The organism is Acidovorax sp. GW821-FHT10E04 (genome assembly GCF_059415185.1).
This window is the reverse complement of sequence record NZ_JBWKMT010000002.1, coordinates 1-22,731: the sequence shown is the minus strand read 5'-3', so window position 1 is coordinate 22,731 and position 22,731 is coordinate 1. Positions and strand designations below refer to the sequence as shown.

Sequence of the window (22,731 nt, the reverse complement as noted above, 5' to 3'; positions counted from 1 at the left end):
GCCGCGCCGGTCCATGGCAACCCCGGCCGGCCTCAGGCAGTCCCGGGCATGCCCTGCAGGCGCCCCGCTTCCTGGCGGAAGTACACCTCCAGGAACTCCACGCACACCCGCACCTTGGCCGAGCGGTCCAGCCGCGTGGGGTACACGGCCCACACGTTGGCCTCCTGCCGCCAGTCGGGCAGCACCTGCACCAGCCTTCCCGCACGCAGGTGCGCCCCCACGTCCCACAGCGAGCGCAGCACGATGCCGCGCCCGTCCACAGCCCACTGGACCGCCATCTCGCCGTTGTTGGCCGACAGCGGGCCGCGCACCTTCACCGTCTCGTCCACCGCGCCGCTGCGCAGCCGCCACACGCCGAACGGGTGGTCGCGCTCCTTGATCACCAGGCAGTCGTGGCTGGACAGCTCCGCCAGCGCGCGCGGCGTGCCGTGGCGCGCCAGGTAGGCGGGCGCCGCGCACAGCACGCGGTGGTTGTCCGCCAGGCGGCGGGCGATCAGGTGCGGCGCGATCTCGTCGCCCACGCGCACGTCCAGGTCGAACCCTTCGCCGGCCACGTCCACCAGCCGGTCGAACACTTCCAGCCGCACCTGCAGGCCGGGGTGCTGCTCCACCAGCCGCGACAGCGCGGGCGCCACGATCTGGCGGCCAAAGCCAAAGCTGCTGCTCACCCGCAGCTGACCACGCGGCTCGCGCCGGGTGATGGCCACCTCCTGCAGCAACTGATCCATGTCGTCCAGGATGCGCTGCGCCCAGTGGAAGACACGCTCGCCCTCCTCCGTCACGGCCACGCGCCGCGTGGTGCGGTGCAGGAGCTTCACGGCCAGCTCCTGCTCCAGCAGGCGGATGCGCTTGCTCACGTACGCGGGCGAGGTGCCCAGCTCCGCCGCCGCGTCGCCAAAACTCGATTTGCGCACCACCACGGTGAACACGCGCAGGTCGTCGGTGGCCGGATTTTTATGCACGATGTGTGAAGAATATGAGCACAGTTGCCGGATTGTATTTTTTGCCGCACTGCCAAACAATCCCTGCTGATTCCCCCTGGCTTTCTTTCCCTTCTTTCTCTTCCCCAGGCACCAAGGACCCCGAATGAGCACCAACACCCCCTACAAGATCGCCGTCATCCCCGGCGACGGCATTGGCAAGGAAGTCATGCCCGAAGGCCTGCGCGTGGTGCAAGCCGCCGCCGCCCGCTTTGGCTTCGAACTCGAATGCCACACCATCGACTGGGCCAGCTGCGACTACTACGCCGCCCACGGAAAAATGATGCCCGACGACTGGAAAGCCCAGCTCTCGGGCATGGACGCCATCTTCTTCGGCGCCGTCGGCTGGCCCGCCACCGTGCCCGACCACGTCTCGCTATGGGGGTCGCTGCTCAAGTTCCGCCGCGAATTCGACCAGTACATCAACCTGCGCCCCGTGCGCCTGTTCGAGGGCGTGCCCTGCCCGCTGGCGGGCAGGAAGCCCGGCGACATCGACTACTACGTGGTGCGCGAGAACACCGAGGGCGAGTACACCTCGCTCGGCGGCATCATGTACGAAGGCACCGACCGCGAGATCGTGATCCAGGAATCGGTCTACTCGCGCCATGGCGCCAACCGCCTGCTGAAGTTCGCGTTCGACCTGGCCCAGAGCCGCCCGCGCAAGCACGTGACCCTGGCCACCAAGAGCAACGGCATCGCCATCAGCATGCCCTGGTGGGACCAGCGCGCCGAGGAAGTCGCCAAGGCCTACCCCGAGATCACGCTGGACAAGCAGCACATCGACATCCTCACCGCGCGCTTCGTGCTGCAGCCCGGGCGCTTCGACGTGGTGGCCGCCACCAACCTGTTCGGCGACATCCTCTCCGACCTGGGCCCCGCCACCACGGGCACCATCGGCCTGGCGCCCTCGGCCAACCTGAACCCCGAGCGCACGTTCCCCAGCCTGTTCGAGCCCGTGCACGGCTCGGCGCCGGACATCTACGGCAAGAACATCGCCAACCCCATCGCGATGATCTGGTCGGGCGCGCTGATGCTGGACTTCCTCACCCAGGGCCAGGGCGCGGGGCGGCAGGCGCACGATGCCATCGTGGCGGCCATCGAGGAGGTCCTGCGCAGCGGGCCGCGCACGCCGGACCTGGGCGGCTCGGCCGACACCACGCAGGTGGGCGCGGCCATCGCGGCGCTGGTTTCCAAGGGGTAGGCCCTCGCACCGCGCTCCCAGGGCGCGTGCCCGCGCACGGCATTTGCGCCGGGCCGCGCGCAGTGCCGGCGTGGGTTCACACGGGCGGCGGACCCTGCCGTGCCCCTGCAGAAGAAGACCACCACGCCCCGAACCGCTGGAGGCCGGGCTGCGCCAGCAGGTACAGCCCTGTCAGCAGCAGCAGGCCCAGAGGGGGCAGCGGCGCATAGGTCACCCAGGGCGGCGGGCTGCCCTCCCGCAGGGCCATCGCCGCGAAATTCGCGACGACGGCCAGCGTGAAGGCCATCGACACCCAGCGGTGAAACCGCCGCACGCCCTGGCCCCGGCTCATTGCGGGCCTCCCGCGGCCTGGATCATCTTCCAGCCGTTGCCCGCCGGGTCGCGGAACCCCGCATCCACCTGGCCGAACCGGTCCACCGGCTCCTGGGTGAACTCCACGCCCTGGGCGCGCATGTGCGCGTATGCGGCGCGGCAGTCGCGCACATGCAGGACCAGCGGCGGCATCGCCCCCTTGGCCACCATGGCGCGCAACGCCTGGGCCGTGGCCTCGTCGTGCATCGGCGGCCCCGGCGTGAACAGCCCGAGCTGAAACGCCGGCTGCTCGGGGTGCTGCACCGTCAGCCACCGGTAGGCACCATTGCGCACGTCCGTGTGGACGCGGAATCCGAGCTTGTCGACATAGAACGCCAGGGCTTCGTCCTGGTCGTTGACATACACACCCACCACACCGATACCTTGGCTCATCACATCTCCTTGGTTGAGGGCCGGTTTGTACCCTCCGCCAGGCGGCGGCGCTTCTCCGAAACTGCGGTGGCAAGGTCCGGGCGCTGCGCGGCCTTCAGAAAACAGGCGGGCACGCTGCCCAGCTGCTGCGCCTCGCGCCGGACGTCGATGCGCAGGGTGCTCGGGCTTTTTCCGGTGACGTCCCGGAACGTGCGGCCGAAAGTGCCCAGGCTTTCCCAGCCGGTGGCATAGGCGATCTCCGTGATGGGAAGGTCCGTGTCCCGCAGCAGCGTGGTCGCCTGCTCGATGCGCCGGGTGAGCAAATAGCGGTGCGGCGGAATGCCGAAGGCCTGCCGGAACGAGCGCGCGAAATGGGCGTCGGAGACGCCGCTGACCCGGGCCAGCCGCTTCACCGGCCACGCTTCGTGCGAGGCGGCGTCCATGTGGTCCTTCGCCCGCAGCAGGCGGCGCAGCAGGGCCGGGTCCTGCTGCGCGCCGGTCCCGTCCGGCGTGGACGGCAGGCCGGCGGGGTCTTCGCGCGGGGGAATGAGATCCGGAGTCACGGGCGGCATGAGGACAGCATATCGCCTTCACCGCGGCCGCCGCGTTCCCTTTCCCTGGATGCCCGCAGCCACCTCCCGCAGGCATTCCACCAGCAATCCCGTGGTGGGTGTGGGCCTTTGCCCGCGCAGCGTGATCAGCCCCACGGGAGGCAGGTCCACCGGCACGGGCAGCGCAAGCACGGCCACCAGCCCCTGCGCGGCGTAATGCCGGCCCACCGTGCGCGCCATGAAGGCCACGGCGCCGCGCTGCTGGACGAAGCTGATCTGCGACAGGAAGGACGCCGATTCGATGATGTCCTGCGGCGGGTGCAGGCCGTGCGCGAAGAACTGCTGTTCCAGCTTCACCCGCAGCGACGCCCAGGGTGGGGGCAGCACGCACGGCTGCGCGGCCACCTCGGCCCACCCGACCTTGCGCTTGCGGGCCAGGGGGTGCGTGGGGTGCGCCACGGCCACCATGGGGTCGCCATACAGGGCCTCGGTCTCCAGGTCGGGCGAGGCATAGCCGGGCTCCAGGCGGCCCACGAACAGGTCCAGCTCGCCCAGGCGCAGCTTGGGCAGCAGGCGCGTGAGGTCCCCTTCGTCGATCAGCACCGTGGTGCGGCGGGACCGCGCCTTGAGCAGCTCCACCGCCTGCGCCAGCAGCACCGGCGTGGCCGCCACCATGGCCCCCACGCTGGTGCGGCCCACGGCACCACTGGCCTCGGCGGCGATTTCGTCGCGCGTGCGGTCATACCCCGCCAGCACCGAACGGGCGAAGCGCACCACGCTCGCGCCCGCGGCCGTGGGCTCGGTGCCGCGCGTGGAGCGCTCGAACAGCGGCAGGCCGAACATGCGCTCGATCTCGGCCAGCGTCTTGGAGACCGCCGGCTGCGTGACCGACAGGAACTCCGCCGCGCGGCCCAGGTGGCGGAACTGGTCGAGCGCCACGAGCATCTGCAGGTGGCGCAGCTTGAGGTTGGAGCGCAGTACGCGGTCGATCTTGGCCATCGTGGTCTTCTTTCTGGCGGGCTCGATACATTACTTCAAGGCAATGAAGCCAGTCCATATCTTCATTGGATTGTTATGCACCGGTTCTGAACAATGGCGGCTCCCGACCCCACAAACAACAGGAGACAGGCATGCACAACACCCCCCGCATCGCAAGGCGCCAGTTCGTGCTGGGCGCATTGAGCGCCAGCGCACTGACGGCCACCCCGTCCGGCAGCCTTTTCGCCCAGGCCTGGCCCGAGCGCCCCCTCACCTTCATCTGCCCCTGGCCCGCGGGCGGCACGGCCGACCAGTCGATGCGCGCGCTGTGCGCGGTGGCGGGCCGGGTGCTGGGCCAGAGCATCGCGGTGGAAAACAAGGTGGGCGCGTCCGGCATGATCGGCGCCAAGGCGCTGGCCTCGGCCAGGCCCGACGGCTACACCGTCGGCCAGATCCCGATCTCGGTCACGCGCTTCTCGCAGCTGGGCACGCTGCAGGCCGACCCGCGCAAGGACTTCACCTACCTCGCGCGCACCTCGGGCCAGACCTTCGGCATCGCCGTGCCCGCCAGCTCGCCGTTCAAGACGCTCAAGGACTTCGTGCAGCACGCCAAGGCCCACCCCGGCAAGGTGACCTATGCCCACGCCGGCGTGGGCGGCGCCACGCATGTGGGCATGGAGGAGTTCGCGGGCGCCGCGGGCATCCAGCTCAACCACGTGCCCTACAAGGGCGGCGCCGAGGCGCTGCAGGGCGTGCTGGGCGGCCACGTGGACGCGCTCGCCGACTCCAGCTCGTGGGCGCCGCATGTGGAGGCCGGCAAGCTGCGCCTGCTGGCCACCTGGGGCGAGCAGCGCACGGCCCGCTTCAAGGAGGTCCCGACGCTGCGCGAATCCGGTTATGACGTGGTGGTGGACGCTCCCAACGGCATCGGCGCGCCCAGGGGCCTGGACCCCGCCATCGCCGCCCGGCTGCGTGAAGCCTTCAAGCAGGCCGTGGCCAGCCCCGAATTCAAGGCCGTGGCCGACAAGCTCGACGCGCCGCTGCTGTACCTGGACGGCCCTGACTACGAAAAGTACGTGAACACGGTCTACGCCAAGGAGACCGTGCTCATCGAAAAACTCAAGCTGCGAGAGCTGATGCGCAGTTGAGCCCCGCAGCCACCAGAATCACACCCCCACCACAAGGCCCACGATGAACGCCCCCACGGCCCCCGGCCTGCTCGCAAGCCCGCTGCTGCACCTGCACCCCCACGACAACGTGCTCGTCGCCAAGACGGCGCTGGCGCTGGGGCAGGAAATTCCCGAACTCGGCGTGCGCACGCGCGCCCAGGTGCCCGCGGGCCACAAGATCGCCGCGCGCCGCATCGCCGAGGGCGAGCAGGTCAAGAAGTACGACACCGTGATCGGCGTCGCCACGCGCGACCTGGAGCCCGGCGACTACGTGCACAGCCACAACCTGCGGCTGGTGGACCACTACCGCGACCCGGCGTTTGGCGCCGACGTGCGGCCCGTGGCGTATGTGCCCGAGGGCGAGCGCGCCACCTTCCAGGGCTTCGTGCGCGCGGACGGCGGCGTGGGAACGCGCAACTTCATCGGCATCCTGTCGTCGGTGAACTGCTCGGCCACCGTGATCAAGAACATCGCCGCGCACTTCACGCCCGAGCGCCTGGCCGACTTTCCGCATGTGGACGGCGTGGCCGCCTTCGCGCAGACCAGCGGCTGCGGCATGTCCTCGCCCAGCGAGCACTTCGACGTGCTGCGCCGCACGCTGGCGGGCTATGCGCGCCACCCCAACCTGGCGGGCGTGCTCATCGTGGGCCTGGGCTGCGAGCGCAACCAGGTCGCCTCCCTGGTGGAGTCGCAAGGGCTGCAGGAAGGCAAGCTCATGCGCACGCTGGTGATGCAGGACGTGGGCGGCACGCGCGCCACCATCGCGGCGGGCATCGCGGCCATCGAGGAGATGCTGCCCATCGCCAACCAGGCGCGGCGCAGCACCGTGAGCGCGAGCCACCTCAAGATCGGACTGGAATGCGGCGGCTCGGACGGTTTCTCGGGCATCACCGCCAACCCCGCGCTGGGCGCGGCCATGGACATCCTGGTGCGCCACGGCGGCACGGCCATCCTGTCGGAAACGCCCGAGATCCACGGCGTGGAGTTCATGCTCACGCGCCGCGCCATCAGCCCCGCCGTGGGCCAGAAGCTGCTGGACCGCCTGGCCTGGTGGGAACGCTACACCGCGGGCCAGAACGCCCAGTTCAACGGCGTGGTGGGCCATGGCAACCAGGCCGGCGGCCTGGCCAACATCTTCGAGAAGTCGCTGGGCTCGGCCATGAAGGGCGGCACCACGCCGCTGCGCGCGGTGTACGAATACGCCGAGTCCATCACCGAGCATGGCTTCGTGTTCATGGACTCGCCCGGCTACGACCCCGTGGCCTCCACCGGCCAGATCGCCAGCGGCGCGCAGCTCATCTGCTTCACCACGGGGCGCGGCTCCATGTTCGGCAGCAAGCCCGCGCCCACCATCAAGCTGGCCAGCAACACGCCCATGTACCAGCGCCTCGAAGAGGACATGGACATCAACTGCGGCGTGATCGTGGACGGCGAATGCAGCGTGCCCGAGATGGGCCGGAAGATCTTCGAGCAGATCCTGCGCCACGCGAGCGGCGAGGCCACCAAGAGCGAGGCCCTGGGCCTGGGCGACCACGAGTTCGTGCCCTGGCACCTGGGCATCGTGTCCTGAGAATTTGCTCCCAAAAACATAGCACACTGCGCTTGTTGAACAAGCGCTTTCGGCCTATTTCATTGAAAACCATGCCCCTGACCCTCACCCGCCCCGCGCTGATCCGCAGCGCCAACTTCATCGGTGGCGAATGGACCGTGGCCACCGGCGCCCGACTTGACGTGACCGACCCCGCCACCGGCGACACCATCGCTTGCGTGCCGGACTCCGGCGCTGGCGAGGCGCTGGCGGCCCTGGACGCGGCCCACGCCGCATTTCCCGCCTGGCGCAAGCTGCCCGCCAAGCAGCGCGCCGCCATCATCAAGCGCTGGAACGACCTCGTGCTGGCCCACCAGGACGACCTGGGCAAGCTCATCTCGCGCGAGCAGGGCAAGCCCCTGGCCGAGGGCAAGGGCGAAGTGGCCTACGCCGCCAGCTACATCGAATGGTTCGCCGAAGAGGCCACGCGCATGAACGGCGAGGTCATCCCCGCGCCTGTGCCGGGCCGGCGCATGTTCGCCCTGCGCGAGCCCGTGGGCGTGGTGGCCGCCATCACGCCGTGGAACTTCCCGGCCGCGATGATCGCGCGCAAGATCGCCCCGGCCCTGGCCGCCGGCTGCACCGTGGTGTGCAAGCCCGCCGAGGACACGCCGCTGACCTCTCTGGCCCTGGTGCTGCTCGCGCACGAGGCCGGCGTGCCGCCGGGGGTGCTCAACATCGTCACCGCCTCGCGCGAGAAGACTCCCGAGGTGGTGGACGTGTGGCTCGACGACAGCCGCGTGCGCAAGATCACCTTCACGGGCTCCACCCCCGTGGGCAAGCACCTGGCGCGGCGCAGCGCGGAGACGCTCAAGAAACTCTCTCTCGAACTCGGCGGCAACGCGCCCTTCATCGTGTTCGAGGACGCCGACGTCGGCGCCGCCGTGGACGGCTTCATGGCGGCCAAGTTCAGGAACGGCGGCCAGACCTGCGTGTGCCCCAACCGCGTGTTCGTGCAGCGCCGCGTGTTCGAGGCGTTCGCCCACCAGCTCGCGGCGCGCGTGGCGGCGCTGCAGGTCGGCCCGGCCAGCGACCCGGCCTCGCAGATCGGCCCCATGATCAACGGCCGCGCCGTGCAGAAGATCGAGCGCCACGTGAATGACGCGGTGGCCAAGGGGGCGAGGGTGCTCACGGGCGGCAGGCGCCTGGCCGAGCTGGGCGCCACCTACTACGCGCCCACCGTGCTCACCGGCGCCGACGCCACCATGGCCTGCGCCTGCGAAGAGACCTTCGGCCCCGTGGCGCCGCTGACCGTGTTCGACACCGAAGAGGAAGTGATCGCCGCCGCCAACGACACGCCCTTCGGGCTGGCCGCGTACTTCTACAGCCAGGACGTGCGCCGCATCTGGCGCGTGGCCGATGCGCTGGAGACGGGCATCGTGGGCGTCAACGAAGGGGCGCTGGCGGCGGAGGCCGCGCCGTTTGGCGGCGTGAAGGAGTCGGGCTACGGCCGCGAGGGCTCCACGCACGGCCTCGACGACTACCTGCACACCAAGTACGTCTGCCAGGGCGGGCTCGATTGACCCGCAGCTTTCGCGCGGCGCCGCATGCGGCGCCCAGCTCCCCTCCCACAAGGAATCCCATGCCCGCACACAACCCCTTCAAGGCCGCGCTCGCCGGCCGCCACCCGCAAATCGGCCTGTGGCTCTCCATGGCCGACCCGTACCTGGCGGAAGCCGCCGCCACCTGTGGCTACGACTGGCTCTTGATCGACGGCGAGCACGCGCCCAATGACGTGCGCAGCACCCTGGCCGCGCTGCAGTCGGTGGCCGCCCACGCGTCGCAGCCGGTGGTGCGCGTGGTGGAAGGCAGCACGGCCCTGATCAAGCAGATGCTGGACATCGGCGCCACGACCCTGCTCGTGCCCATGGTGGACACCGCCGAACAGGCACGGGGCATCGTGGCGGCCACGCGCTACCCGCCGCTGGGCATCCGGGGCGTGGGCAGCGCCGTGGGCCGCGCGTCGCAGTGGAGCGCCCGCACCGACTACCTGAACATCGCGGACGACGAAGTGTGCCTGCTGGTGCAGGCCGAGACCACCACGGCGCTGGCCAACCTCGGCGCCATCTGCGCCGTGGATGGCGTGCATGGCGTGTTCATCGGCCCGGCCGACCTCGCCGCCTCCATGGGCCACCGGGGCAACCCCGGCCACCCCGAGGTGCAGGCGGCCATCGAAGGCGCCATGCGAACCATCATCGCCAGCGGCAAGGCCGCGGGCACCCTCACCTCCGACCCCACGCTGGCGCAGCGCTACCTCGACCTGGGCTGCACCTTCGTGGCCGTGGGCGTGGATGTGCTGATGTTCGCCAACGCGGCACGCAGGCTGCGGGCCCACTTCGGCGGCAGCGGGCCGAAGGCGCCGCCCGGCGGCGGCGCGGCGGCCGCCTATTGAGCCCGGCCTGTCTTCGCCTCAGCGCGGCAGCGCGTCGCCGAAGACCTCCAGGGCCCGGCCGTGCAGCGAGCGCAGCGTGTCCGCAGGGTCCACGGCCTGCCCCAGGGCCAGCGCTCCGCTGCGCTGGAACGACGGTGCCATCAGGCGCTGCGCCGCCTCGATCACCAGGGGCGCCGTCACGGCATAGATGTCCTGCCCGCGCACGCCCGCCGTGCGGGCCTGCCCGTTCTGCACAAGCCGCACCGCCAGCTCGAAGCGCTGCGCCGACCGGCCGCTGCCGTCCACCGCCGTGGGCGGCGGCGTCGCCGCATCGCGGATGTCCGCGAGCGCCGAGCGGTTCAGGAACGAACGGATCGTGTCGGCCCGCAGATGGTGCGCGAGCGTGATCGTTTCGCTGAACGGCAGCTCCACCATCGGATACGTCCCGAGCGGCGGCGCGAAGGTCCAGTCCGGCACATCGGACGACGGGACCAGGGGCACCAGGGCACCGCCCTGGACCACCTGGCGCGGCGCCTTGTTGCGCTCGCCCGTCTCGCGGGTGCCCGCGGTGGGCCACCAGCGGTCCAGCCCCATGGCCACCGTGATCTCGTCAATGCGCCCCGCCGAGGCCAGCGCGCTGGCCAGCAGATCGGCCAGCCCTCCATAGAAGCCGGCGGCCGGCATCACCACCCGCCTGGCGGCCCGCGCTGGCGCATCCAGGTCGGCAAAGCTCGCCTGCGCGCTGGGCTGCTCCGCCGTGACGTCGATGTAGTGGCAGCCGGCCCGCAGCGCGGCCCGCGCCACCGGGGGCGCGGTGTCGAGGAAAGGACCCGCGCAGTTGATGACCACCGCGCAGCCCGCGAAGGCCTGCCCGAGCGCGCCGGGGTCGTCCAGGCCCGCCACGCGGCAGGCGACGCCGGAGGGAAACAACGCGCCAAGCCGGGCGGCACTGCGCCCCACCGCCACCACGGGCAGGCCGCGCAGCCGGGCCTCGCGAACGACAAACTGGCCGGTGTGGCCCGTGGCGCCATAGACGGCGATGGACTGGAGAGGGGAATGCATGGTGACCTTTCAAAAGATAGATACAGACCTGTATGTTCTTAATACTACATACAGGTCTGTATCATGTCAACATGCAATGATGCCGGCGTGTGTCCCGTCGATGGAGGCGCACGGCCGCGCGGCCCGGTGCGGCCCGGTGTTCAGGGGCCGAATGCAAAAAGGCCCTCGCCATGGCGAGGGCCCTTGTTTGCCGGAAGTTGCCCTGAACGGGCCCGTCCGCCGTCCGCTCAGCTGCCTGCGACCTTCATGCGGTTCACGAGGATGGAGCCCACGGTCTTGGCGCCATAGTTGTAGGCATCGGCGCCCACGGCCTCGATGCCCTTGAGCATGTCCTTGAGGTTGCCCGCGATGGTGATCTCGTGCACGGGGTAGGCAATCTTGCCGTTCTCGACCCAGAAACCGCTCGCACCGCGCGAGTAGTCGCCCGTCACGTAGTTCACGCCCTGGCCCATGAGCTCGACCACGAAGAGGCCCGTGCCCAGCTTCTGCAGCATGGCGTCCAGGTTGTCGCTGGCCTGGGTGAGGCGCGATGTCATCACCAGGTTGTGCGAGCCGCCCGCGTTGCCCGTGGTCTTCATGCCCAGCTTGCGCGCCGAGTAGCTGGACAGGAAATAGCCCTGCACGCGCCCGCCCTGCACCACCTTGCGCGGCGCCACGCGCACGCCCTCCTCGTCGAACGGCGAGCTGCCCTTGCCGCGCAGGATGAAGGGATCTTCCAGAATGTCGATGTGCTTGGGAAACACCATCTTGCCCAGCGAGTCGAGCAGGAAGCTGCTCTTGCGGTACAGCGAGCCGCCGCTCACGGCCTGCACGAAGCCGCCCAGCAGGCCAGCGGCCAGGGTGGATTCGAACAGCACGGGGCATTGGGTGGTGGGGATCTTGCGTGACCCGAGACGGCTCAACGCGCGCTGCGCGGCGTACCGGCCCACGGCCTCGGGCGAGGCCAGTTCGGTGGCGTCGCGCATGGAGCTGTACCAGGCGTCGCGCTGCATCTCTGCGTTGCGGCCGGGCAGCGAGGCGATGGGCGCCACCGAGAAGCTGTGGCGCGAGCTGGCATAGCCGCCGCGAAAGCCGCGTGTGTGGGCGCTGAAGAAATGGCTTTGCTGCGCCGACACGCCCGCGCCTTCGCTGTTGGTGATGCGGCGGTGGGTCTTGAGCGCGGCGGCCTCGCAGGCCTTGGCGATTTCAGCGGCCTCTTCGCTCGTGAGGGCCCAGGGGTGGAACAGGTCCAGGTCGCGGTGTGTGTCCGCGGGGGCGATGTCGTCGGCATCGGGCAAACCCGCCACGGGGTCTTCGGCCGTGAAGCGGGCGATGTCATACGCGGCCTGCACGGTCTGCTCGATCGCCCTGCTGGAGAAATCGGATGTGCTGGCGTTGCCGCGGCGGTTGCCGATGTAGACCGTCACGCCCAGCGACTTGTCGCGGTTGCGCTCCACGTTCTCCAGTTCGCCCTTGCGCACGCTGACCGACAGGCCGCAGCCCTCGGACGCCTCGGCGCCCGCGTCGGTGGCGCCGAGCTTTTTGGCATGGGCCAGGGCGCGGTCGACCAGTTCCTCGAAGAAGGGGCGGCTGTAGCTGAAACCGCTGTCAGGGGTGGCGCGGGAAGTGGCAGGGGCTTGCGCGGCGGGCGGGGCGCTTTGGAGGCGCGCGGCGCGGGTGGAGGGTTTATTCATAGCGGAAGCTATGATACTTGCCGCTGTGGCGCGCTCTGCGCCGCTTCTCTTTTTGCCCCCACCCATGTCACGCAAACCCAAAAAAGGCTACTTTGTGCGAGGCCAGTTCGTTGCCGAAGGCAGCGAAATGGACATTCAGCTCAAGGCCGAACTCAAAGGCACGCCCGATGCCAGCCGCACCGACCTCAAGCGCGAAAGCGACGAACTGCAGGAGCTGGGCAAGGAACTGCTGACGCTGCGCGCCGACCTGTTCGACGCCGTGGGCCTGCCCGACAAGCTGGTGGACGCACTGGCCGAGGCCAAGCGCATCACCAATTTCGAGGGCAAGCGCCGCCAGATGCAGTACGTGGGCAAGATCATGCGCAAGCTCGAACCCGAGCTGGTGCAGGCGGCCCGCCAGGCGCTGCAGGAGCAGCACAAGGGCTCGGCCACCGAAAAGATGCAGCTGCACCTGGCCGAACACTGGCGCGACCGCCTGATCGCCGACGACGAGGCGCTGGCCCCCTGGATGGCCGAACACCCCGGCACCGACACCCAGCAGCTGCGCGCGCTGATCCGCCAGGCGCGCAAGGATGCGCCCCCCGCCGACAAGGCCGCCGTGTCGCAAGGCCTGGCCCCACGCAAGGGCCGCGCCTACCGCGAACTGTTCCAGCTGGTGCGCGAGCACCTGGGCGGCACGGGCACGGATGATGCCAGCGGCATCGACGAGGACGACGGCGATGAGTGAGGCCCGACACGACCCGGTGAAGGTCGGCATCGTCTCCATCAGCGACCGCGCCAGCTCCGGGGTCTATGAAGACAAGGGCCTGCCCGCGCTGCAGGACTGGCTCGCGCGCGCCCTGCTCAACCCCATCGCCTTTGAATCGCGCCTGATCCCCGACGAGCAGGACGGCATCAGCGCCGCGCTGATCGAGCTGGTCAACGCAGGCTGTTGCCTGGTGCTGACCACCGGCGGCACCGGCCCCGCCCCGCGCGACGTGACGCCCGAGGCCACGCTGGCCGTGGCGCACAAGGAGATGCCGGGCTTTGGCGAGCAGATGCGCCAGATCAGCCTGAAGTTCGTGCCCACCGCCATCCTGTCGCGCCAGGTGGCCGTGGTGCGCGACCAGAGCCTCATCATCAACCTGCCCGGCCAGCCCAAGGCGATTGCCGAGACGCTGGAAGGCCTGAAGGACGCCGACGGCAAGCAGATCGTGCCCGGCATCTTTGCCGCCGTGCCGTACTGCGTGGACCTGATTGGCGGCCCGTATCTGGAAACGCGCGACGAAGTCTGCAAGGCGTTCCGGCCCAAGAACGCGGTGCGAGCGCCTCGCCCGGCCTGATTTCTCACGGTTCAAAGAAAAAATAGCTGCCAGCGCTTATTCAACAAGCGCTGGCAGCTATAATTTTTATAGCATTCTGATTCTTGAATGCAGCGCAGGCAAGCCGCTACTTGCCCACCAGCTCGTTGAGCTTGCCCGCCTCGAACTGCTCCTTGAGCGCCGCATCACACGGCACGCAGTCCTTGTTCTGCGGGTTGGCGGACAGTTTCTCGATGGCCTGCCACAGCAGCGCGATCTGGTGCTCCTGCGACGAGGCGTTGTCGATCAGCCCGCGCATGGCCTGCGAGAGGGGGTCGTCCTCCTGCGTGATGCCATAGGCCGTGAACTTGCGGGCCTGCTGGGGTTCGGTCACGTCGGCGCTTTCGCCCGCCTTGGACGGAATGATGCGCGCCGGGATGCCCACCGCCGTGGCGCCCGGGGGCACCGGCTTGATGACCACGGCGTTGCTGCCGATCTTGGCGCCGTCACCCACCTCGAAGCCGCCGAGCACCTTGGCCCCCGCGCTCACCACCACGTCCTTGCCCAGCGTGGGATGGCGCTTGGCGCCCTTGTAGAGCGAGGTGCCGCCCAGCGTGACGCCCTGGTAGATGGTGCAGCCGTCGCCGATCTCGGCGGTCTCGCCCACCACCACGCCCATGGCGTGGTCGAAGAACACGCGCTCGCCGATCCTGGCCCCGGGGTGGATCTCGATGCCGGTGAACCAGCGCGCGAAGTGCGAGATGAAGCGCCCGAACCATTTCAGGCCGTGGTGCCAGCACCAGTGCGCCGGCCGGTGCAGCCAGATCGCGTGCAGGCCCGGATAACAGGTGACCACCTCCCACGTGCTGCGCGCGGCAGGATCGCGGTCGAGGATGCACTGGATATCGGAGCGCAGGCGGGCGAGCATCGGTTCTTTTCGTTATGTGTTTATGGGCTGCACAGTCTATCGTTTTGACTGGCTCGCCTCGATCATGGCCTTGGCGACACCTCGCAGGATGTGGATTTCCTCGGGGCTGAGCTGCGCGCGGTTGAAAAGCTGGTTAAGGCGGGGCATGAGCTTCTTGGGCGCGGCGGGGTCCAGGAAGCCGATGGTGGTGAGCGCCTGCTCCCAATGGCCCAGCATGCCCGCCACCTGGGTGGCGTCGGCCAGGGCGCGGGCGGGCGTGGCATCCTGCACCGGGAACCCGCCCAGCGCCATGCGCCATTCGTAGGCAATCACCTGAATGGCCGCGCCCAGATTGAGCGAGCCAAAGCCGGGATTGGTGGGGATGGACAGCGCCACGTGGCAGCGGTAGACGTCTTCGTTGGCCATGCCAAAACGCTCGGAGCCAAACAGAAAGGCCACGCCTGCCTGGCGGCCCGCCACCGATGCGGTGGGTGCCGATTCCTCAATGTTGTGGGTGTTTTTGGCCTCCAGCGCCTGTCCTTCAAGCGCTGATAGCTCATTTTTTAATAGCAAATCGAAATGCGCACGGGGTGCTGCCGTGGGCGGCCCGAAGTCGCGCGGGGTCATGGCCGTGGCGCACAGGTGGCTCATGCCGTCCAGGGCCTCGTCCAGCGTGGCGACGATGCGGGCGTTCTCCAGCACGTCCAGGGCGCCGCTGGCGCGCTGTATGGTCTCCTCGCGCCGCAGCACGTTGGCCCAGCGCGGGGCCACCAGCACCAGGTCGTCAAAACCCATGGTTTTCATGGCGCGGGCGGCGGCGCCCACATTGCCGGCGTGGCTGGTGTTGATCAGGACAAAACGGGTCTTCATGGCAGCGGAAAAGGAGGGTGTGCGGGGCACGAACAGGACAGGCGAAGCGTGGAAGCGGTGCGGACAAAGGCCCGCGGGTTAGGCAAAAAATGGCACTGCGGGTAAAATCCCGCCCTCATTGTCGCCGCCCGCATCGCCGGGACGGATCGCACCGCTCCTGATTCGCAGGTTGCCCCTTCGGCGGGCGCCCTGCCCACCACCACAATCTATGTCGTCCAATCTGCACCCCATGCTCAACGTGGCCATCAAGGCCGCACGCGCCGCCGGCGCCATCATCAACCGCGCGGCCCTGGACGTGGAATCGGTGCGGATCTCGCAAAAGCAGATCAACGACTTCGTGACCGAAGTGGACCATGCGTCCGAGAAGATCATCATCGAGACGCTGCTCACGGCCTACCCCGGTCACGGCATCCTGGCCGAAGAGTCGGGCAGCGAATACGGCGCCAAGGATTCGGAATTCGTCTGGATCATCGACCCGCTGGACGGCACCACCAACTTCATCCACGGCTTTCCCGTGTACTGCGTCAGCATCGCGCTGGCTGTGCGCGGCAAGGTCGAGCAGGCGGTCATCTACGACCCCTCGCGCAACGACCTGTTCACGGCCACCAAGGGCCGCGGCGCCTACCTGAACGAGCGCCGCATCCGCGTCTCCAAGCGCACCCAGCTCAAGGACTGCCTGATCTCCACGGGCTTCCCCTTCCGCCCGGGCGACAACTTCAAGAGCTACCTGAACATGATGGCCGACGTGATGCAGCGCACCGCCGGCCTGCGCCGCCCCGGCGCCGCCGCCCTGGACCTGGCCTACGTGGCCGCGGGCTTCACGGATGGCTTCTTCGAGACCGGCCTGTCGATCTGGGACGTGGCCGCCGGCTCGCTGCTGGTGACCGAGGCCGGCGGCCTGGTGGGCAACTTCACGGGCGAAGCCGACTTCCTGGAGCAACGCGAATGCCTGGCCGGCAACCCCCGCATCTACGGCCAGCTGGTGCCCATCCTGGGCAAGTACAGCAAGTTTGCGAGCGCGGGCGACAAGGCGGCCGTGCGCCAGGCGGCTGCGGCAGACGCACCCGCCAGCGCTGAAGCCGAGACTGCAGCCGATGTGGAGTCCGACACCACGGGTACCGCCCCACAGGCCGACGCCCCCAAGAGCGAAGACGCGCCGTTCTGATGTATGCCTGAGCACCGTCCCCTATCGGGACTGTGCTCAGTTCGGGTCGGGGTATTTCTGGGCAATGCTGCGGAAATCTTCCGCAATGTCCACGAACGCATCCACCATGTCGGGGTCGAAATGCGTGCCCTTGCCCCGCACGATGGTGTTGCACGCCTGGTCGTGCGAGAACGCGGGCTTGTAGACCCGTTTGCTGATGAGCGCGTCGTACACGTCGGCCACGGCCATGAGGCGCGCCGACACCGGAATGGCATCCCCCGCCAGCCCCTGCGGGTAGCCCGAGCCATCCCACTTTTCCTGGTGGCAGTAGGCGATCTCCTTGGACACGCTCAGAAAAGCCACCCGCATGCCCAGGCGCCGCTCGGCCTCCTCAATCGCGTTGCGGCCCAGCGTGGTGTGGGTCTTCATGATCTCGAACTCTTCCACGGTGAGCTTGCCCGGCTTCAGGAGGATGCTGTCGGGGATGCCGATCTTGCCGATGTCGTGCAGCGGCGCCGACTTGTAGAGCAGCTCGATCATCCGGTCGTTGAGCACCGGCTCGAACCGCGGGTGGTGGCGCAGCCGCTCGGCCAGCGTCTTCACGTACAGCTGGGTGCGGCGGATGTGGTTGCCGGTTTCGTTGTCGCGCGTCTCGGCCAGCGAGGTCATGGCCATGATGGTCACGTCCTGGATGGCCTGCACCTCCAGCGTGCGCATGGCGACCTCGCGCTCCAGGTAGGAGCTCTTGTCGCGCAGGAAATCCGCCGTGGCCTTGAGCGCCAGATGGGTGTTCACGCGCGCGAGCAGGATGGGCGGACTGATGGGCTTGGTGATGTAGTCCACCGCGCCCAGCGCCAAGCCCATGCGTTCGTCATCGGGGTCGGAGCGCGCGGTGAGGAAGATCACCGGGATGTCGCGCGTGGCGGACGCGGCCTTCAGGCGCCGGCAGACCTCGTAGCCGTCCATCTCGGGCATCATGATGTCCAGCAGGATCAGGTCGGGCGGCGTGCCCGACTGCGCGATCTTCAGGGCCTTTTCCCCATGGTTGGCCACTTTCACCAGGAAATGCTCGCGCAGCAGGCTGCCCATCAGGGTGAGGTTGTCGGGCGTGTCATCCACCACCAGCACCGTGGCGATCGGTTTTTCAACGAGAACGGCCTGCGGGGAGGCAAAGGGCGCGTTGTCCATGGAATTTCCTGCGTGTTGTGCCGCTCAGGGGGTGTGGGCGGCAGGGTGTTCGGAGCCTGGCGCATCGGCCATGGCCCCCAGGGCCTGCTCGAAATCAAAATTCAGGGTGTGCATCTCGACCACCGTGAAGGCGCTCCCCAGAACGGGCTTCAGCACAGGGGCATTGTGTTGGAAAAACTCTGGCGCTGCAGGATCGTCCTGCTCCAGCAGGCCGCGCAGGTGCTGCAGGGCACCTGCGCCGTCCAGCCCCTCGTGGCCCGCACCCGCGCCAGCCACGCTGTCCGGCGCCGCCGGCCGGTGCCGCTGCATCCACGCCTGCAGGCCGTCCAGGAGGGGCTGCAGCGCAGAGTCCACGGCCCCCAGAAGGGCCGCGGCGGCACCCGCCTCCTGCCCGCTGCGCAGGGCGTGCTCCAGCGCCTGGGCATGGGAGGACACCTCCTCGGCCCCGATGTTGGCCGCCACGGAACGCAGCGTGTGCGCCAGGCGCTCGGCGAGCACCGTGTCGCCGCCGGCGCTGGCCTGCTCCATGTCGGCAAGCACCCGTGACTGCCCCTGCACGAACCGGCGCAGCATCTCGGCGTACAGGGCCGGCTTGCCCAGCGCGCGCTGCAGGCCCAGGGCCGTGTCCAGCCCCGCCACCGTGGGCAAGGACAGGCCGGACGCCGCCTCGCCATCCGGCGGAGCCGTGGCGGGCAGGCCCGGCGCGGGCGGCTTGCCCAGGCCTGGCCGGGGCCGGATCCAGCGGCCCAAGGCGCTCCAGAGCGCCGCGGGCTCGATGGGCTTGGCCACATGGTCGTTCATGCCCGCGGCAAAGCAGCGCTGGCGGTCGGCCTCCATCGCGTTGGCCGTCATGGCCACGATGGGCAGCTGGGCATACCGCGGGTCGCTGCGCAGCCGCCGCGTGGCGGTTTCTCCGTCCATGACGGGCATCTGCATGTCCATCAGCACCACGTCATAGGGCTTGCGCTCGATGCGCTCGATCGCAATCTGGCCGTTTTCGGCCACATCGACGGAAAAACCGGCTTCCCGCAACAGCTCGACCGCCACCATCTGGTTGAGTTCGTTGTCTTCCACCAGCAGCACGGACGCGCCCCGGATCGCGAGCGGCAGCTCGTCCGCCGCAGGCGCCGGGGTGACCACGCGGCGCGGGCTGTAGGTGGAGTGTTCCAGCGGCTGCATCAGCGTGTCGAACAGCAGCGACGCGTTGACGGGCTTGATCAGCACCGTGTCGATGCCCTGCGCGCGCGCGGCGCGCATCACATCCTCTCGCCCGTAGGCCGTGACCATGAGCATCTTGGGCACCTGCGCCATCCCGAGCCCCCGGATGTGGCCCGCCAGCTGGATGCCATCCATGCCCGGCATGTGCCAGTCGAGCAGCAGCAGGCCGAAAGGCTGGTGCCGCGCCATGGATTCGCGCAGCCTGTCGAGCGCTTCCAGCCCGGAATAGGCCTGTTCCACCTCGAAGCCCATGGCGTGCAGCATGTCGGAGAGCACCGTGGCCGCCGTGTGGTTGTCGTCCACCACCAGCACCCTGCGCCCCCGCAGGTCCGGCGGCGGCAGCAGCATCCGCGCGGGTGCCCCGCGCTCGAGCGGCACGGCGACCCAGAAGGTGGAGCCTTGGCCATGGATGCTCTGCACGCCGACCTCGCCGCCCATCAGTTCCGCCAGGCTCTTGCAGATGGCCAGCCCCAGCCCCGTGCCGCCGTAGCGGCGCGTGGTGGACGTGTCCGCCTGCTGGAAGCTCTGGAACAGCCGCCCCATCTGGTCCACGGTGAGCCCGATGCCCGTGTCGCGCACCTCGAAGCGCAGCAGCACGCGGTTGCCCGCCTCCTCCACCAGCCGCACGGCAATGCTGATCTCGCCGGTGTCGGTGAACTTGATGGCGTTGTTGGCGAAGTTGATGAGGATCTGCCCCAGCCGCAGCGAGTCCCCCACCAGGTTCGGGGGCACGTCGGCCCCCACGTCGCAGACCAGCTCCAGCCCCTTGGCACCGGCCTTGTAGCCCACCACGTCGGACACGCTCTCCAGCATGCGGTCGAGCACGAAGGGCTGCTTCTCGACCGTGAGCTTGCCCGCCTCGATCTTGGAAAAATCGAGGATGTCGTTGATCACGCCCAGCAGGTGCTGGCCCGCCTGCTGGATCTTGCTCACGTAGTCGTGCTGGCGCGCCGAAAGGCCCGACTTGAGCGCCAGGTGCGACATGCCGATGATCGCGTTCATGGGCGTGCGGATCTCGTGGCTCATGTTGGCCAGGAAGTTCGACTTGAGCGCGGTGGACTCCTCGGCCAGCTCCTTGGCGCGGCGCAGGTCCTGCTCGGCGCGCTGCCGGTCGGTGATGTCCACAAACGTGCCGATGGCGCCCCCGGGCGAGCCGTCGGGCCGCGAGAACCCGTGCAGCCAGAACAGGGTGTGGTGGACCATTCCGTCGGCATACGGCAGGTCCACCTCCTTGTGCACCGACTGGACCCCGTTCAGGGCTTCCTCGGCATCCGCGTCGAAGCGCTCCCGCTCGGCCTCGGGCAGGAAGGCCAGGTCCAGCACCGTCTTGCCGATCAGCGCCTCGCGCTGCACGCCAAAGGCCTGCTCGTAGGCGCGGTTGAAGCCGATGTAGCGGCCATCCGCTCCCTTGTAGAACAGGGGCACGGGAATGGCGTCGATCAGCGCCTGCTGAAAGTCCAGCTGCTCGGCCACGCGGGCCTCGAGCAGCTTCTGGTCGTGGACGTCCACGTTGACGCCCACCACGCGCACCGCCTTGCCCCTGCCGTCGCGAAAGATGCGGGCGGCCGACAGGAACCAGCGCTCCTCGCCCTGTGGCCGCACGATGCGCCACGAATCACGCAGATGCATCTCGCCCCCCGCCAGCGCACCGGCAAACGCGGCGGCGGCCCGGTCGCGGTCCTCGGGGTGCAGGCGCTCCATCCAGTCCTGCTGCGTACGCTCCCCGGTGCCGGGCGGCAGGCCGAACATGGCCAGGAGCTTTTCGCTCCACAACACCTGGCCGGTGGCCAGGTCGATGTCGAACACACCGATCTTGCCGGCCTCCTGCGCCAGTTCCAGCCGCTCCTTGGCCTGCTGCATCGCGATCTCGGCGCGCCGCTGTTCGCTGACATCCTCGATCACCCAGATGGATGCGGTCCTGCAGCCGTCCATCTGCAGGCTTCGGCCCGCCAGCCGCGCCTCGAACCGGCTGCCGTCCAGGCGGCACAGGGACGTGGTCTCGCGCACGGCCTCGCCAGCCGCCAGGTCCCCCCCCACGCGCGCGTTGAACCGGTCCGAACCGGCCGCGCCGCCGAACAGCGCCGACACGCCCTGCCCCAGCAACTGGGACGCGGTGCCCCCCATCAGCTCCATGAACGCCGGGTTGAACTGGCGGACCTGCCCATCGCACAGCAAGACGATGGGAGGCGCGTTGTCGAAGATCGCGGTCTGCTGCTCCAGCAGCTCATTGAGCAGGCGCTCGCGCCGCTCCAGCTCCTGCTGGGCCTGGATGCGCTCGGACACATCGGCGTGCAGGCCGACGATGGCGATGCGCTTGCCGCGTTCATCGAACACCGGAGACAGCGTGGCCTCGTCGTGGTAGATGGTTCCGTCCTTGCGGCGATTCACGAACTGGCCCCGCCAGGAACGGCCCGACAGCAATGTGGACCACATGTCCTGGTAGGTCCGTGCGGGGGTCTGGCCGCTGGCGACCATCGATGGCTTCTTGCCCCGGACCTCTTCCAGCGTGTACCCGGTGTTGCGCTCGTACTGCGGGTTGACCCAGTCGATGCGGCCATCCCCGTCCGTGATCACCACCGAGGCGGGGCTGCTTTCGAGCGCGGCCCCCAGCACGCTGAAACGCTCGAGCGCGGCGGCCATCCGCGCGCGGCTGCGCAGCAGATCCAGCAGCAGCAGGCCCAGCAGGCACAGCAGCACGAACGCCCCGCCCCCCACCTGCAGGCGCTCGGTGGCGGGCATGAGCGCGCTCACATCGTCCAGCATCGCCAGCTGCCACTGGCCGCCCGGGTCGCCCCAGTCAACGCGGCGGCGCTCCACCGCATAGGCCACTCCGTTGAGGACGACCTCGCCCGCATCCGGCGCAAAAGGCAGTGCGGACGCCAGGCCCTTGTCGAAATGATTGCCGAACTGGCGCGATGCGCGGATCGCGTCAATGCGCGCCTGGGTGAGCGGCGGCGCCACGGCGAACAGCCATTCGGGCCGTGTGGACGCAAACACGACACCGTGAGGAGACAACAGCACGGTCGGCATTTCGGTGCGCCGCAGCACTTCGTCGAACGACTCGAAGCCCACCTTGAACATCACCACGCCGATGATCGTGCTCGACGGCGTGTCGCTTTCGTACAGCGGCGCGGCGTAGTACAGGCCCCGCTCCTGCGAGTTGCTGCCGATCGCGGCATACACGCTGATGGCGCCCTTGATGGCCTGCTGGAAATAGGGCCGGAACGCAAGGTTCAGGCCGGTGGAACGGGTGCCCGGCGTCTCGTGCGCCACCACGGTGCCGTCGCCGGACATCACGTAGACCCCGCTCACCAGGAACCGGCCGCGCGCCACCCCCAGGCGCGCCAGGGCCTCGGGATCGTCCGGCGGCAGCTCGCCCCGGGCCATCGCCTTGAGCAGCGGCTCGCTCAGGCCCAGCAGCGACACCGCCCCCAGCATGCCACCGCCGGTGATGCGGTTTTGCAGCACGTCGACGGTCTGCTGCAGCAGCTTCGCGCGCTCGGCGGCGCGTTCCGCGCCCTGCCAGTGCATCGCGGCCAGCACCACCAGCCACGCACCCGCCAGCGCCGCCACCACCACCAGCACAAAGCCCCGCGCGCCCGGGGCATTGCGGTCCAGCACCTTGTCCAGGAACACTCCCACGCCTGCGCCAACCCGCGTCACGCCCCACCCCCGGCCGTGCCTGGACCGTGCCCCGGGCGGGGCCTACCGTGCGGGATACAGCAAGGCATCGATATCTCCCACCGGTCCGGGCCGCCCGAAAAGAAACCCCTGGAACCCCTCGCAGCCATGCAGCCGCAGGAACGACAGCTGCCCCGTCGTCTCCAC

Annotated in this window: 19 protein-coding genes; 8 read left to right on the top strand and 11 right to left on the bottom strand. The window is 69.1% G+C overall.

Annotation, left to right across the window (positions count from 1 at the left end):
- Positions 1–32: 32 nt before the first annotated feature.
- Entirely contained in the window at positions 33–962 is a 930-nt protein-coding gene (locus AC07OC_RS04970) for a LysR substrate-binding domain-containing protein (protein ID WP_218293851.1), read from the bottom strand.
- 124 nt (positions 963–1,086) lie between these two features.
- Between AC07OC_RS04970 and AC07OC_RS04965 the strand changes: the two genes are divergently transcribed.
- Complete coding sequence (locus AC07OC_RS04965; protein ID WP_494600463.1) at positions 1,087–2,181, top strand: tartrate dehydrogenase; 1,095 nt, start codon at positions 1,087–1,089, stop codon at positions 2,179–2,181.
- A gap of 76 nt (positions 2,182–2,257) precedes the next feature.
- On the opposite strand, the gene AC07OC_RS04960 is transcribed toward AC07OC_RS04965, so the two are convergent.
- The 4 genes from AC07OC_RS04960 to AC07OC_RS04945 are packed head-to-tail and all read right to left on the bottom strand — an operon-like array spanning position 2,258 to position 4,454.
- Positions 2,258–2,512 (bottom strand): hypothetical protein, encoded by a 255-nt coding sequence (locus AC07OC_RS04960; protein WP_218341907.1) that lies wholly within the window; start codon positions 2,510–2,512, stop codon positions 2,258–2,260.
- Positions 2,509–2,925 carry a VOC family protein gene (locus tag AC07OC_RS04955; protein ID WP_218341908.1) on the bottom strand — a complete coding sequence of 139 codons (417 nt, stop codon included), beginning with the start codon at positions 2,923–2,925 and terminating at the stop codon, positions 2,509–2,511. Before AC07OC_RS04955 ends, AC07OC_RS04960 begins: the two co-directional genes overlap by 4 nt.
- Complete coding sequence (locus AC07OC_RS04950; RefSeq protein ID WP_494600462.1) at positions 2,925–3,476, bottom strand: helix-turn-helix transcriptional regulator; 552 nt, start codon at positions 3,474–3,476, stop codon at positions 2,925–2,927. The genes AC07OC_RS04955 and AC07OC_RS04950 overlap by 1 nt, the downstream gene beginning before the upstream one ends.
- Before the next feature lie 18 nt (positions 3,477–3,494).
- A complete protein-coding gene (locus tag AC07OC_RS04945) occupies positions 3,495–4,454 on the bottom strand; it encodes a LysR substrate-binding domain-containing protein (RefSeq protein WP_369641877.1) in 960 nt (319 codons plus the stop codon).
- Between the two features lie 131 nt (positions 4,455–4,585).
- Between AC07OC_RS04945 and AC07OC_RS04940 the strand changes: the two genes are divergently transcribed.
- From AC07OC_RS04940 to AC07OC_RS04925, 4 genes are all read left to right on the top strand, one after another.
- Entirely contained in the window at positions 4,586–5,581 is a 996-nt protein-coding gene (locus AC07OC_RS04940) for a Bug family tripartite tricarboxylate transporter substrate binding protein (protein WP_218341911.1), read from the top strand.
- Between the two features lie 43 nt (positions 5,582–5,624).
- On the top strand, positions 5,625–7,172 hold the full coding sequence (locus AC07OC_RS04935; RefSeq protein ID WP_494600461.1) for a UxaA family hydrolase: 1,548 nt from the start codon (positions 5,625–5,627) through the stop codon (positions 7,170–7,172).
- Positions 7,173–7,243: 71 nt separating this feature from the next.
- Complete coding sequence (locus AC07OC_RS04930; RefSeq protein WP_494600460.1) at positions 7,244–8,713, top strand: NAD-dependent succinate-semialdehyde dehydrogenase; 1,470 nt, start codon at positions 7,244–7,246, stop codon at positions 8,711–8,713.
- Between the two features lie 59 nt (positions 8,714–8,772).
- Positions 8,773–9,582, top strand: coding sequence for an aldolase/citrate lyase family protein (locus tag AC07OC_RS04925; protein WP_494600459.1), 810 nt, complete (start codon positions 8,773–8,775; stop codon positions 9,580–9,582).
- Positions 9,583–9,600: 18 nt separating this feature from the next.
- Here AC07OC_RS04925 and AC07OC_RS04920 read toward each other — a convergent pair whose 3' ends face one another.
- Both AC07OC_RS04920 and pmbA read right to left on the bottom strand, forming a co-directional pair.
- Entirely contained in the window at positions 9,601–10,623 is a 1,023-nt protein-coding gene (locus AC07OC_RS04920) for a saccharopine dehydrogenase NADP-binding domain-containing protein (RefSeq protein ID WP_494600458.1), read from the bottom strand.
- A 227-nt stretch (positions 10,624–10,850) separates the two neighbouring features.
- Positions 10,851–12,296 carry a metalloprotease PmbA gene (gene pmbA, locus AC07OC_RS04915; RefSeq protein WP_218293841.1) on the bottom strand — a complete coding sequence of 482 codons (1,446 nt, stop codon included), beginning with the start codon at positions 12,294–12,296 and terminating at the stop codon, positions 10,851–10,853.
- 64 nt (positions 12,297–12,360) lie between these two features.
- Here pmbA and yjgA point away from each other — a divergent pair, with 64 nt between their 5' ends.
- Entirely contained in the window at positions 12,361–13,023 is a 663-nt protein-coding gene (gene yjgA, locus AC07OC_RS04910) for a ribosome biogenesis factor YjgA (protein WP_218293840.1), read from the top strand.
- Positions 13,016–13,618, top strand: coding sequence for a molybdopterin adenylyltransferase (gene mog / locus AC07OC_RS04905; RefSeq protein ID WP_218293839.1), 603 nt, complete (start codon positions 13,016–13,018; stop codon positions 13,616–13,618). Before yjgA ends, mog begins: the two co-directional genes overlap by 8 nt.
- Positions 13,619–13,724: 106 nt before the next feature.
- Here mog and cysE read toward each other — a convergent pair whose 3' ends face one another.
- The gene (gene cysE, locus AC07OC_RS04900) at positions 13,725–14,504 is read right to left on the bottom strand and encodes a serine O-acetyltransferase (protein ID WP_218341902.1); all 780 of its coding nucleotides are present in this window, start codon (positions 14,502–14,504) and stop codon (positions 13,725–13,727) included.
- A 36-nt stretch (positions 14,505–14,540) separates the two neighbouring features.
- Positions 14,541–15,353 (bottom strand): RNA methyltransferase, encoded by an 813-nt coding sequence (locus AC07OC_RS04895; RefSeq protein ID WP_218341903.1) that lies wholly within the window; start codon positions 15,351–15,353, stop codon positions 14,541–14,543.
- Between the two features lie 208 nt (positions 15,354–15,561).
- On the opposite strand from AC07OC_RS04895, the gene AC07OC_RS04890 reads away from it, so the two are divergent.
- Positions 15,562–16,518, top strand: a complete 957-nt coding sequence (locus AC07OC_RS04890) for an inositol monophosphatase family protein (RefSeq protein ID WP_218341904.1) — start codon at positions 15,562–15,564, stop codon at positions 16,516–16,518.
- Between the two features lie 36 nt (positions 16,519–16,554).
- On the opposite strand, the gene AC07OC_RS04885 is transcribed toward AC07OC_RS04890, so the two are convergent.
- On the bottom strand, positions 16,555–17,685 hold the full coding sequence (locus tag AC07OC_RS04885) for a response regulator (protein WP_218293835.1): 1,131 nt from the start codon (positions 17,683–17,685) through the stop codon (positions 16,555–16,557).
- A 24-nt stretch (positions 17,686–17,709) separates the two neighbouring features.
- Positions 17,710–22,566, bottom strand: a complete 4,857-nt coding sequence (locus tag AC07OC_RS04880; protein WP_494600457.1) for a PAS domain S-box protein — start codon at positions 22,564–22,566, stop codon at positions 17,710–17,712.
- Between the last annotated feature and the right edge of the window lie 165 nt (positions 22,567–22,731).